At 70.6% G+C, this 14055-nt stretch carries 3 protein-coding genes; 1 reads left to right on the top strand and 2 read right to left on the bottom strand.

Annotated features, from left to right (window positions below; all coding sequences use genetic code 11):
• Positions 1–3: 3 nt before the first annotated feature.
• Positions 4–5592 carry a type I polyketide synthase gene (locus HNV26_RS02215; protein ID WP_171440508.1) on the bottom strand — a complete coding sequence of 1863 codons (5589 nt, stop codon included), beginning with the start codon at positions 5590–5592 and terminating at the stop codon, positions 4–6.
• On the bottom strand, positions 5589–12842 hold the full coding sequence (locus HNV26_RS02210; protein WP_171440509.1) for a type I polyketide synthase: 7254 nt from the start codon (positions 12840–12842) through the stop codon (positions 5589–5591). The genes HNV26_RS02215 and HNV26_RS02210 overlap by 4 nt, the downstream gene beginning before the upstream one ends.
• Positions 12843–13268: 426 nt before the next feature.
• On the opposite strand from HNV26_RS02210, the gene HNV26_RS02205 reads away from it, so the two are divergent.
• Positions 13269–14054, top strand: coding sequence for a phytanoyl-CoA dioxygenase family protein (locus tag HNV26_RS02205; RefSeq protein WP_171440510.1), 786 nt, complete (start codon positions 13269–13271; stop codon positions 14052–14054).
• Position 14055: the final 1 nt, after the last annotated feature.

The raw sequence follows: 14055 nt of genomic DNA, 5'->3' as shown, positions 1-14055 counted from the left end.
GATTCAGCTCAGCTTCAGGGCAATCAACCGCTCGACTTCGTCGTCCGACAGCTCCGTGACTTGCGCCAGCCGCTCCGACAGGTCGCCGAGGTCCGAAGGCACCGGGGATGACTTCTGCACCGGAGCCGCCGCCACCGTGGGCAACGGGATGTCCACCGCGGTGACGCTCCCCGCCAGACGCTTCGCCAGCGCCAGGACGGTGGGGTGGTCGAACGCGAGGCTCGCGGGCAGCTCCTTCTCGAGTCCGCGCTGCAACACGTTGCGCAGCTCCACGGACATCTGGGACGTCATCCCCATCTGGAAGAAGCCGCGGTCCGCGGGGGGCAAATCGGTGGGAGCGAAGCCGAGGATGCGCCCCACCTCGCCCTGGATGCGCTGCACGAGCGTGTCGAACCGGCGCTCAGCAGGGAGCGCCTTCAACTCCGAGAGCAACCGTGCCCGCGAGGTGGCACCACCGTTCGTGGCCGGGGACGCCGCGCCCATGTTCAACAGGAAGGGCCGGCGACGCCGCGCCTCCCAGATGGGCTTGAGCACGGACCAGTCCACGGAGGCGACCGTCTTGTGGCTCACGCCCGACCGCAGCACCTGTCCCATCGCGTCGAGCGCGCGCTCCGAGGCCATGGGGTTCAGCCCGAAGCGGGCGTAGCCCCGCGCGTTGTCGGCGCGCTCTCCGCCTATCTCGTCCCACGTCCCCCAGTGAATGGTGGTCGCGGGCAGCCCTTCGGTCCGGCGGTGGTGCGCCAGCGCTTCCAGGAACTGGTTGCCCGCCGCGTAGTGCGCCAGGCCAGAGGCGCCCCACAGCGTGGACGTCGACGAGAACATCACGAAGAAGTCGAGCGATAGGCCGCGCGTCAGGTCGTGCAGCACCCAGCTCCCGAGCACCTTCGGACGCATCATCGCCGTCGTGGCGACGACATCCAGGTCCTCCAGCCGGCACTCCGTGATGAGCGCGGCGGCATGAATCACGCCGCGCAACGGAGGCAGCGTCGCCGCCAGGTCGCGCAGGAGCGCCGCCATCCGCTCGCGGTCCGCCACGTCCGCGGCCATGGGCGTGACAGTCGCCCCGAGCGCCCGGATTGACTCGAGCTCCTCGCGGCGCCGCACCGACGCCGCATCGTCCGCACCGGAGACCCCACTGCGGCCCAGCAGCACCAGGTGCCGCGCGCCCCGCTCCACCAGCCACCGCGCCACCTTCAGCCCCAGCCCGCCCAATCCGCCCGAGACGAGGTACGCCGCATCCGAGCGCAGGCGCAGTGCCTCCTCGGCTGTCCCTGACCTTCCCCGTGTGAGCCGGGGGACCAGCGAGCGCCCATCGCGGAGGGCGAGCTGGTCCTCTCCATCCGTTCCAAACGCGGAGACTTCCCGCAGCACCGAGGTGACTTCATCCTGCGCCCGAGTCGGCGACAGGTCGATGAGGCCACCCCAAACGCCCGGCTGCTCCAGCGAGACGCTCCGGCCCATGCCCCACAGGGGAGACTGGGCCAGCGACACACGTTCGGTTCCCACGCCCGTGACCTGCGCGCCCCGCGTCACCACCCAGAGCCGAGCACGCCCGGGCACCTCCATGAGGGCCTTCACCAGGTGCAGCGCCGCCACCGTGGACGCGGGAACTGCCGTCTGCCCATCCAACGTCTCGTCGAGGCCCCACAGGAAGAGCGCCCGGCCTTCGTGCCCAGGCGCGAGCGCTGGAAGCTCTCGCAGCAAGCGCGCCATGTCCTCCGGCCGCTGCGGGTCCACCACGAAGCTCCGCGTTCCCTGGCGCTGGAAGGCGTCCCCCGCGGTCACCATGACAAGAGGAGCGCCCTGACGTTGCAGCTCCTCGGCGAATGCCGCGCCCCAACCACCCCGGTCCGTGAACACAAGCCAATCCGTGGGAGCTGACCGAGGTGTCCCCGCCGGCCGAGGCTCCCACGACACATCGTGGAACCAGTCCCGCGCGCGGACCTCGCCCAACACCTCGAGCAGCCGCTCCGGCGCCACGTGCCGCAACCGGACACCGCGCGCCACCGCGACCGGGCGCCCCTCCACGTCCAGCAGGGACAGTGTGCCCAGCCGCTCCTCAGGACGAGACGCGGGCGAAATGGATACGTGAGCCCACCGGACGTCCGCGCTGCCAGGGACGCACTCGAAGGATTCGAGCCCCAGGGGCATGAAGAGCGCCGCCTGCCCCGGCTCGGCCGCCAGCGCGAGCGCCAGTGTCTGGAGCCCGGCGTCCAGCAACGCGGGATGAAGCTGATACTGGGGCGCCTCCTGAAGTCGCTCCGCGCCCAACACCACCCGGCCCAGCGCCTCCCCCGGCCGCCGCCACGCCTCGCCCAGTGTCCGCAGCGGCTCGTCGTACTGGACGTTGCAGCGCTCCAGCTCGCCGTAGACCGCCGCGCCCGGGACATGCTCCACACAGCGCGCACGGACCGCGTCAATGGACGTCAACGCGCCTGTCGATGCACTGAGCACCTGGACATGGCCCCGGCAATGGCGCACCCACCCCGCCTCGGACGAGGCTCCGCCCACCGCGCGACTGTGGATGTGGAACTCGTGCCTGCCTCCTGCCGCGGAAGAGAGGTGGACCTGCACGAGCCGCCGTTGGGTCTCCGGCAGCACCAGCGCCCGCTCGAACTCGACGCCGGACAGCACCCGGCCCCCGGAGCCCAACGCATCGGCGGAGGCGCTCAGGCCGAGCTCCACCAGCGCCGAGGCAGGAACGACCGCGACGCCACCCAACCGGTGAGCACCAAGCCACGGCAGCGAGGTGTTCCCCAGCTCCAGCTCGAAGACCTGGCCATCGACGCCGTGAGCCACGCTCACCGGCCGCCCCTTGAGAGACGTCACCGGCTCGACCATCGCGGCCACGGGCGTGGCCACCGCGTCCAGCCAGTACCGCTTGTGCTGCCAGGGATAGGTGGGCAGCGGGAGCGGCGCCCCACCCTCCGGGAAGAAGCGCCTCCACTGCACGGGGAATCCCGCGCGGTACAGCGCGCCCACGGACTCCAACAGCACGGTCCGCTCTGCCTCCTCGCGGCGCAGGGATGGAAGCGTCACGCCCTCGCGGCCCGCGTGCTGAAGGCATCGCTCCACGGCGGGTAGCAGAATCGGGTGCGGGCTCATCTCCAGGAAGACAGAGTGCCCAGCCTCGGCGAGTTGCAGCACCGACGAGGAGAAGAGCACCGGGTCGCGCAGATTGCGGACCCAGTAGGCGGCATCGAAGCCGGAGCCATCACAGGAGGCGCCGGTCACCGTGGAGAGAATGGGCACGGCGGAGCGTCCGGGCCGCACCGCCGACAGCACGGAGAGCAGTTCGTCACGCAGCGGGTCCACCTGCGGACTGTGCGAGGCCACGTCGACCTTCACCCAGCGGCAGAAGACGTTGCGCGACTCCAGCTCGGCGCGAATCGATTCGAGCGCGGCATTCTCTCCTGACAGCACCGTGGAGGTCGGACTGTTGCTGACCGCGATGGCCACGCGGTCCTCGCGGCCCGCCAGCGTCTTGCGCGCGTCCTCCAGGGTCAGCTCCGTCGCGAGCATGGCCCCCTGGCCGCTGATGCGCCGCAGGAGCTGGCTGCGCAGGCAGATGATGCTCGCCGCGTCCTCCAGGGAGATTGCGCCCGCGACGTGCGCCGCGGCCACCTCGCCCATGCTGTGCCCCACCACCGCGTCCGGCTCGACACCCCAGGAGCGCCAGAGCGCGGACAACGCCACCGCCATGGCGAACAACACCGGCTGAACCACGTCGATGTCCTGGAGCCGGGAGTCCTCGACGGGTGCGCGCAGCACGTCAACCAGACGCCACGTGACGTGAGGCCGCATGGCCGCGTCGATGCGCTCCACGGCCTCACGGAAGACAGGCTCCTGTTCGAGGAGCTGCCGCCCCATGCCAGCCCACTGCGAGCCCTGCCCCGGGAACACGAAGACCGCCTTGCGCCGGTGGTCCGTATCCGTCGCCGCCGGAGCAGGTCCCTCCAAGGCGAACTCACGAAGCTGCCGCGCCACCGCCTCCACCGAGTCCCCCGCGACCGCCATCCGGTACTCGTGATGGGTCCGCCGCAGCGCCGCGGTGAAGCAGACATCCCGGAGCGACACCTCCGGGGACGCCGTGAGGACGTCCGCGTACTTCCGGGCCAGTGCCCGAAGCGCGGAGGGTGAGCGCGCGGACAGCGGCAGCAGGTACGCCCCACGAGAAGGCGCGGCGGGCGCCGCCGTGGCCACGGGGGCCTCTTCGAGAATCACATGGGCATTCGTGCCGCTGATGCCAAACGAGCTGACCGCGCCCCGGCGCTTGCGCGCCTCCCGCGCGGGCCAGGGGTGCAGCTTCGTGGGGACGGTGAGGGCCTCCCCTCCGAAGTCGATGCGCGGGTTGAGCCGCTGGAAGTGCGCGAGCGGCGGGACGGCCCCGTGCTGCATCGACAGGACCAACTTGATGATGCCGGCGATGCCAGCGGCCGACTCCAGGTGGCCGATGTTCGTCTTCGCCGCGCCCACCACCAGCGACTGCGCCGCGGTGCGCCCCTGGGCGTACACCTCGTGGAGCGCCTCCATCTCGATGGGGTCGCCCAGCGACGTCCCGGTGCCATGGGCCTCGACGCAGTCGATGTCGGCGGGCTCCAGGTTCGCGCTCTGGAGCGCCTGGCGGATGAGCGCCTTCTGCGCGAGCACGTTGGGCGCCGTCAACCCCGCCGACTTTCCGTCCTGGTTGACGGCGGAGCCCCGGATGAGCGCGAGGACGGTGTCCCCCGCCGCCAGCGCATCCGACAGCCGCTTGAGGACGACCACGCCGCAGCCCTCACCCCGCACGAAGCCGTTGGCGCGGGAATCGAAGGTCTTGCAACGTCCATCCGGCGCGAGCGCCTGTGCACGGGACACGCGGCTCGACGACAGCGGCGACAGGATGAGGTTGACGCCGCACGCCAGCGCCATGGTGCACTCTTGCTGCCGGAGGCTCTGCGCGGCCAGATGCAGCGCCACCAGGGATGACGAACACGCGGTGTCCACGGACAGGCTGGGTCCCTGGAAGTCCAGGAGGTACGACAGCCGCCCCGGCACCACGCAGTTGATGGCGCCCGTCACGCTGCTGGAGTCGCGCGCCGCCGGATTCCCCACCTGCAACAGCGCGTAGTCATCGCTGTACACGCCCACGAACACGCCCGTGCGGCTCCCCGCCAGCCGGGACATGTCCTGGCCCGCGTTCTCCAGCGCCTCCCACGCCACTTCCAGGAGGATGCGCTGCTGTGGGTCCATCCGGTGCGCTTCGTGCGGAGAGATGCCGAAGAAGTCCGCGTCGAACTGGTCCACCGCGTCGATGAAGGCGCCCCACTTCGCACCCAGCTTCTCCTGGGCCTCGGGGTCCATCCGCGCCATGTCCTCGCGGGTCCACCGCGAGGAGGGCACCTCGGTGACGGCATCCACGCCGTTGCACAGGAGGTTCCAGTACGACGCCGGGTCATTCCCTCCTCCCGGGAAGCGGCAGCCCATGCCGATGATGGCCACGGGCTCCGACCGGCTGCCCTCCACCGCGTCGAGCCGCGACTTGAGGTCCATCGCCAGCAGCGCGAGCCGCTTGGGGGAGTACTGCGCAATCTTCTCCGCGAACGTCGTCATGAGCCTTGCGCCATCCTCTGAGCGAACAGCCGCTCGACTTCTTCTTCCGACAGGTCGTCAATCTCGCTGGCCGTCACATCCGCCTGGGGGGCCTTCGCCGGTGCCACCTCCAGCGCGGGCTCGGGGCGGGAGTCCTCCAGCGGGAGCGCCAGCTTCTCCGCCAGGAACGGCGCCAGCGCGGCCACCGTCGGATAGGTCCACACCACCGTCGCGCTGAGCTTCAGCCCGAGCGCCGCCTCCAGGCGGTTTCGAATCTCCATGCTCATCAGCGAGTCGAGCCCGAAGGTCACCAACGGTGTCCGTGGTTCGATGCGCGCGGGCGCCATCCGCAGCACCCCGCCAATCAGCTCGCGCAGGTGCGTATCCAGCAGGCCGCGGCGCTCGGACGCGCGGGCCGCTTCGAGCTGCTCTCGAATCCGGCTCTTGCCCGCGCTCACAGCGGGCTGGCTGGACGGCTCCTGCACCAGCTTCGTGAAGTACGGAGACTGCGCCGCGGCCAGATAGAAGCCCAGCCACTGGCGCGGCTCGAAGGCCATGACGCTGAGCTGCGGCCGCGCCTGTCCCAGCAGCATGCCAAGCACCGCCAGCGCCTTGTCCGGCGCCATGCCTCCCAGGCCGCGTGCCTCCAGGCGCTCACCGCGGATGGACTGCGCCGCCGCGAGGCCCACCTGCGTCCAGGTGCCCCAGTTGATGCTCAGCGCGGGCAACCCCTCCGCCCGGCGGGCATGGGCCAGCGCGTCCATGAAGGCATTCGCCGACGCGTAGTTCGACTGTCCCGGCGTGCCCAGCGAAGCGGCCACGCTGGAGAACAGCACGAAGTGCTCCAGCGGCAGGTGTCGCGTCTGCGCGTGCAGGTTCCAACTTCCCAGGACCTTCGGTGCCGACACCGAGGCGAAGCGCGCCTCGGTGAGGTTGAGCAACAGTCCGTCCTCGAGGAGCCCCGCGGCGTGGAACACGCCACGCAGCGGGGGCATCGCGTCCTCCACCCGGGCCAACGCGCGCGTCACGTCCTCCGGCCGCGCGACGTCGCCCTGGAAGGACTCCACCCGAGCGCCGGCCTCACGAAGCGCCGCCAGCGCCTGCTCCGCCTCCGCCGAGGGAGCGCGGCGGCCCATCAGCAGCAGGTGACGGGCGCCCTCGGAAACGAGCCAGCGCGCGAGTTCCAGCCCCAGGCCACCGAGGCCCCCCGTGATGAGGTAGGTGCCATCCTCGCGCAGCGGCGTCACCGGTTCCCGGGCGGACAACGCATCCGCCGCCCGAGCCAGCCGCGCCGCCCGTCGCGTGCCACCCCGCCACGCGGTCTGGTCCTCGAACGAGGTCGATGACAGCTCCCGCAGCAGCGCATCCGCCGCGACGTCCGCGCCGCCTTCCAGGTCCACGCGGGTGCAACGCAGCTCCGGTTGCTCCACCGCCAGCACCTGCCCCAGCCCCAGGAGCGGGGCCTGCGCCACCGCGACACGCTCTGCCGCCTTGCCAGCGGAGCGGGCCCCACGCGTGGCCAGCCAGAGCCGGGGCGCATCCCGCCAGCCCGCCCCCGAAAGCGCCTGCACCAGGTGCAGCACGCTGGTGGTCCCCAGCCGCCGCGAGTCCTCCAGCGCCTGTGGCGTCAGCGCCTCCGTCGAGGCCATGTCCAGGCTCCACAGGTGCACCACGCCGCGGCAAGGCGGAACGCCCGCGCCCAGCAGGTCCGTGAGCAACCGGCGCCAGTGCTCCGGATCCCGGGGGTCCACCTCGGCACTCCGCGGCCCGGTCAGCCGGTACGCTTCACCGGGAGCGACGAGCACGCACGTCTCGCTGCGTGTCCGGAGCTGCGCGGACAGCTGCTGCCCCACCCCGCCGCCGTCCTGGAGAATCAACCAGGTTCCCGGCGTGCGCTCGGGCCACGCCAGCTCCGCCGGCAGCGGACGCTCCTCCCAGTCCACCTGGTAGAGCCACGCGCCCAGCTCCTTGCGGGCGGAGGCGCCCGCATCCAGGCGGAACAGGCGCAGCGCTTCGAGCTCCAGCAGCACCTGTCCCTGCTCATCCAGCAACCAGAAGTCGAAGGTGCGCTCTCGCTCGCTCGCGGCCCCTTCCCCACGGACCTTCGCTCGCGCCCAGGCCGCGCGCCCGGGACGCTGGAAGAAACGAATCCGCCCGATTCCCACCGGAACATGCGTCGCTGGAGCGGACGTCGCGGTCAGCGGGGCAAGGAGCTCCACCGCCACCTGCAGTCCCGCATCCAGCAGCGCGGGGTGGAGCCGGTACGCCCCCGCCTCCAAGGCCACCGTGTCGGAGACCTCCAGGCGTCCCAGCGCCTCCTGCTCACTGCGCCAGATGCCCCGCAGCCCCTGGAACGTCGGGCCGTACATGAGGCCTTGCGCCTGCCGGCGCTGGTAGTGCGCTTCAGCGGAGACCGCCACCGGGACGCGCGCCCGGAGCGCCTCGGGTGCTTCTACGACCGCGCCCGCACGGGCCTCCCGCCGCACCGCCCCCGCCGCGTGCTTGCGCCAGGACGTCTCGCCCTCCGCGCGGCTGGCAATCTGGAAGGTGGCGCGGCCCGGCTCCTCCTCGGACAGCACCACCTGCATGCGCCTCGACTGGCCCGGCTCCAGCGCGAGCATCTCATTGAAGGAGAGGTCCTCGAGCACGAGCCCCGTCTCGCCCAGCACCTCCGCGCCGGCGCTCAGCGCCATCTCCACGTAGCCGGCGCCTGGGAAGACAACGTCTCCCCACACGCAGTGGTCGGCCAGATACGGGAACGCCGCCGTGCTCACGGTCCGCTCCCAGAAGTGAGTCCCGGGCTGGACGGACGAAGAGAGCGAACCACCGATGAGGGGATGCCCCTTCCGGTCCGCGAGGACCACGCCCTCCGGCCGCGCATCCACCTCCGCCTCATCCGGGAGCCAGAAGCGCTCCCGCTGCCACGGGTACCGTGGGAGCGCGACGACACGGCCCTTCACCGGGTGCAGCGCCTTCCAGTCCACCGCGCAACCCCAGGCGTACAGCGCCGCCAGGGACTCCAGCAGGCAGCGGCGCTCGGGCGTCTGTCGCCGCGAGGACGCGAGCGCGATGGCGCCCTGCTTCGACTCGCGCAGCGTCTCCTCGATGGGCGCGAGCAACACCGGGTGCGGGCTCACCTCGACCAGCACCGTGAAGCCATCCGCCAGGAGCTGCTCGACAGCACCGTGGAACAGCACCGGCTCGCGCAGGTTGCGGACCCAGTAGGCCGGGTGGAAGTCCGCGCCGTCGCTCGTCTGACCCGTCACCGTGGAGTAGATGGGCACGGGCGCCCCCCGAGGCGCGACACCGTCGAGCACCCGCAGGAGGTCGTCCTTCAGCGCGTCCATCTGCGGACTGTGAGAGGCGACGTTGACCTTCACCCGGCGGCAGAAGACACCCTGGCTTTCGAGCTTCGGCAGCAGCGACTCCAATGCGTCGGTGTCACCCGAGAGCACCGTGGAGCGCGCGCTGTTGCTGACCGCGACGGAGAGCCGCGTCTCGTAGCCGGCCAGCGCCTCGCTGGCCTGCGCCAACCCCAGCTCCACCACCGCCATGGCCCCCTGCCCGCTCTTGCGGCGCAGGAGCTGGCTGCGCAGGCAGATGATGCGCGCCGCGTCCTCCAGGGTGAGCGCGCCCGCGACGTGCGCCGCGGCCACCTCGCCCATGCTGTGCCCCACCACCGCGTCCGGCGCGATGCCCCATGAGCGCCACAGCGCCGCCAACGCCACCTGCATGGCGAAGAGCACCGGCTGCACCACGTCGATGTCCTGCAGGCGCGAGTGCTGCTCGTCCGCCAGCAGCTCCGCCGTGAGCGACCAGTCCACGTACGGCCGCATGGCCTGCTCGCACGCCTCGATGGCGGACCGGAACACCGGCTCCTCACGCAGGAGCTCACGCCCCATGCCCACCCACTGGGAGCCCTGTCCCGGGAAGACGAAGGCCACCTTGGCCCGCCCCTCGGGACTCACCCGTCCCTCACTCACCCCCGGCGGGAGCTCCCCCCGCGTGACGGCGTCCAGCGCCTCCGCCAGCTCCCGTCGCGAGCCGCCCACCACCGACAAGCGATGGGACAAGTGGCCGCGGCGCACGCTCGCGGTGTAGAGGACGTCATCGAGCGGCGCGCCCGGCTCCGCACCCAGGAAGTCGCGCCAGTCCGCGGCCAGCGCCTTGAGCGCCTCCGGGCTCCGCGCCGACAGGGGCAGCAGGCGCACCGTCTCCCCATCATGGTCCACCCCACGCGCGGCGAGCGCGTCCCACCGGACCGGCTGTCCCGCCGCGTAGAGCACGCCCAACGAATCCAACAGCGTGGCGCGCTCATCCTCCTGCCGCCGCAGGGAGGGCACCACGCGGCCCTGCCGCCCCAGGTGCTTCAGCGTCGCGTCGATGGGGTGCCGCAGAATCGCATGCGGACTGACCTCCAGGAACGTGTCGTAGCCCTCCTGGAGGGTGTGGGAGAGCGCGCCGGTGAAGAGCGTGGGCCACGCGATGTTCCTCACCCAGTGGGACGCGTCCGCGCTCGCGCCGTCGATCTCCGCGCCGGTGATGGACGAAATCAGGGGAACCCGCGTCGGGCGGGGCCGGATGTCCCGAAGCTCCTCGGTCAACGCGTCCGCCAGCACGTCCATGCGGGGGCTGTGCACCGGGACGTCGATGTCCACCTGCCGGCAGAAGACTCCGCGCTGTTGCAGTGACGCGAGCACCTCGGCCAGTGCGTCCACATCTCCCGACAACACCGTCGAACCCGCGCCCGAGTCGATGGCGCGGAACAACCGCCCCTCGTAGCCCACGAGCAGCTCAGCGGCCTCCGCCCACGAGACGCCCACGACCGCCAGGCTGCCCTTGCCCGCCTGCGTGTGCATCAGCCGGCTCTCGGCGCAGACGACCCGGATGGCGTCCTCGAGGTCCAGGGCTCCCGCCGCATACGCCGCCGACACCTCGCCGATGCTGTGCCCCACCACGGCGCCGGGCTCGATGCCCCACGAGCGCCAGAGGTCCGTCAGGGCCATCTCCACCGACACAATCGCGGGCAGCCCGATGTCGAGCCGGCTCAGCCGCGCCGCCGCGTCGTCAGCGGCCAGCACTTCCAGCAGCGACCAACCTTCGTACTGGCGGATGAGCGCATCGCAGCGCAGCAGCGTCGCCCGGAACACCGGCTCGGTGTCCAGCAACGGCAGGCCCATGCGAGGCCACTGGCAGCCGTGCCCCGAATAGACGAATACCGGCTTGCGGACCGCGTCCGCCGCCACCGTCCCCACGGACACGCCCGGGCGCGGCACGCCCGCCAGGAAGCTCTCCAGGCCCGCACGAAGGTCCTTCCGGGTCCGGACCGTCACCGTCAGGCGGTGCGCATGCGTGCCTGTGTCCGCTTCGGCCGCGCGGAGCAGCTCCGCCAGCGGCAGGTGCTCCCGGGCCGTCACGCGGTCGAGCAGCCCCCGCGCGGCGCCCCGAAGCGCCTCCATGGTCTCACCCGACAGGTGGAGGAGCCGAGCCTCGGGGAGACGCGCCTCTTCCATCACGACGTGGCAGTTCGCGCCCCCGAAGCCGAAGGAACTGACGCCCGCGATGAGCTTCCGGTCGGGCTCCGGCCAATCTCCCAGGGTGTGGTGGACCGCCAGGCCCAGCGCCTCGAAGGGGATGAGCGGATTGGGCTTCTCGTAGTGGAGGCTGGCTGGAAGCGCGCGGTGCTTGATGCACAGCGCGGTCTTGATGAGCCCGGTGATGCCCGCCGCGGCCTCCAGGTGTCCGATGTTCGTCTTGCAGGAGCCGATGAGCAGGGGCTTGCCCTCGGGCCGCCCCGCGCCGAGCACCTCGCCCAGGGCCTGCGCCTCCAGCGGGTCTCCCAGCTGCGTGCCCGTGCCATGCGCCTCGACGTACTGCACCTCCGCCGGCTCGACCCCCGCGCTGGCGCAGGCCTGGCGGATGACCTCCGCCTGCGCCTTCGGGTTGGGCGCGGTGAGGCCGTTGCTGCCACCGTTGTTGTTGATGGCGCTGCCGCGGATGACACAGTAGATGGCGTCGCCATCCGCGAGCGCCAGGGAGAGCGGCTTGAGCACCGCCACCCCCGCGCCCTCGCCGCGCACGAAGCCGTTGGCGCGGGCATCGAACGTGTAGCAGCGCCCGTCTGGAGAGAGGGCCCCCAGCTTGGACAGGGACACCGTGCTCTCGGGGGCGATGGTGAGATTCACACCACCCACCAGGGCCAGCGTCGACTCGCCCCTGCGCAGGCTCTCACAGGCCAGGTGCACCGCCGTGAGCGAGGACGAGCAGGCCGAGTCGATGGAGAAGCTCGGCCCCCGCAGCCCCAGGACGTAGGAGACCCGGTTGGCCAGGACGCTGTGGTGGTAGCCCGTGGACGTGTACGAGGAGATGCGCTTCATGCCGAAGCGCTGCAGCGTCATCTCGTAGTCCATCCACGCGGCGCCGAAGCAGACCGCCGTGGGTGAGCCCTGCAGCCGGTCCGCGGCGATGCCCGCGTCCTCCAGCGCCTCCCAGCTCAGCTCCAGCATGAGCCGCTGCTGCGGGTCCATGTGGAGCGCCTCCTTCGGTGAGATGCCGAAGAAGAGCGGGTCAAAGCCATCCACGCGGTCCAGATAGCCGCCCCAGCGGGAAATCACCTTCCCGGGCGCCGCGGGGTCTCGGTCATAAAGGCGGTTGACGTCCCACCGGTCCGGCGGCACTTCCGTAATGGCATCCGTCCCACCCACGAGGAGACGCCAGAAGGCCTCTGGATCCGCCGCCTGGGGATAACGACAGGCCAATCCAATAATGGCAACGGGCTCATGGGCCCGGGCAATACGTGCCAGGGAATGAGACGACGCTCCATCCTGCTCACCCGCGAGGTAACGGGCCAACCCATCCAACGTGGGATATTCCCAGGCGAGCGTGGGTGACAGTGAACGCCCCAGCATCGCTCCCACCTCCGCGATGAAGCCGGTGGCCTTCAGCGAATCAAGCCCATACAGACTGAAACGCTCTCGAACATCCAGAGCGTGAGCCTCGATTCCCAATCGCTGAGCAAGGACCGCGGTCAAACGAGCCCGCACCTCGGCCAAACCCGCCTTCGACAACCCATTTTGTGGCGACACTCGGACCTCTAACTGGCACGCTCGAAAGCCGGGCATTTCCTCGGCGAACGAGATGACGACGGACGCGGTCCGCCTCCCCCTCGATAGACCCGATACAAGGAAGAACGGATCAATGCCAAATCCATAACCTTGGCGCAAGCCCGTCAGAACGAAGCCGTTTCGTGCACTTTCACGAGAACCGGACACTCCAAACGGAGCAGCCCATGTCTCTCAATCACCAAGACTTCAACGACACATGCTTGACTCGAAAATCAATAAACCCAAAAACGATTACATAGGCTGCCTCAGCAGAACTAATTGCGAACAAAACACCCCCCAGCCATGGCACGCCCACCGGACAGAGTGCGCGCCACCTCCATTCCGGGGAAATCGCAGAACCCATATACATTAAGCCTATCAGTTGCCCAGCGCCCCCCCAGGGCCGATGCCCAAGGGATTCCACCAGCAAACGCAAGGGCCTGGATGTGTCCTGGACACGCCAGCCGGCTCCACCTGATGGGCAGCCCGAGCTCCGCGCCGCGAAGCAATCACCGGACGTATGAGTTCTTATGATAAACCAATACAGCGCCGCGCTGCGGGCGGCTGGTCCCGGATGACGAGGAGGCAACCCGAATGGAGCTTTCCCCAGGCGAAGTGGAGCAGTTCATCGAGCGTGGATTCGTCCGGCTGGACCAGGCGTTTCCCCGCGAGTTGGCGGACGCGTGCCGCGAGCTGCTCTGGCGCGACACGGGGTGTGCCCCGGACAATCCGGCCACCTGGAAGCAGCCGGTCATCCGGCTCGGGGACTATGCGCAGGAGCCCTTCCGGCTGGCGGCGAACACGCCCCGGCTGCGAGGCGCGTTCGACCAGTTGGTGGGCCCCGGACGCTGGCTCCCTCGAGGCAGCCTGGGCACCTTCCCCGTGCGCTTTCCCAGCCCGGACGCGCCTGGAGACGACGGCTGGCACGTCGATGCCAGCTTCCCAGGTGACGACCCGAGCTCGTTCTTCTCCTGGCGGGTGAACGTGGCGTCGAAAGGCCGCGCCCTGCTGATGCTCTTCCTCTGCTCCGACGTGGGCGAGCACGACGCCCCCACCCGCATCCGCGTGGGCTCCCACCAGGACGTCGCCCGCGTGTTGGCTCCTGCGGGAGACGCGGGGTTGACGTTCATGGAGCTCGCCGGGAAGTTGGACGTGTCAGCCCACCGGCCGCTCGCGCTCGCCACGGGAGAGGCCGGCACCGTGTACCTGTGCCACCCCTTCCTGGTCCATGCCGCCCAGCCGCACCAGGGAACCCGGCCGCGCTTCATGGCCCAGCCGCCGCTCCTGTCCCGCGCCCCCTTCGCGGTTCAGGGCCCGGAGGACGACGCCTCGCCGGTGGCACGCGCCATCCGGCAGGCGCTGAGCGAAACGCGCGCGTAGC

This window comes from Myxococcus xanthus (genome assembly GCF_013116825.1).
Taxonomy (GTDB): domain Bacteria; phylum Myxococcota; class Myxococcia; order Myxococcales; family Myxococcaceae; genus Myxococcus; species Myxococcus xanthus_B.
The sequence above is the reverse complement of the archived record's forward strand: the minus strand, read 5'-3'. Positions and strand labels throughout refer to the sequence as shown.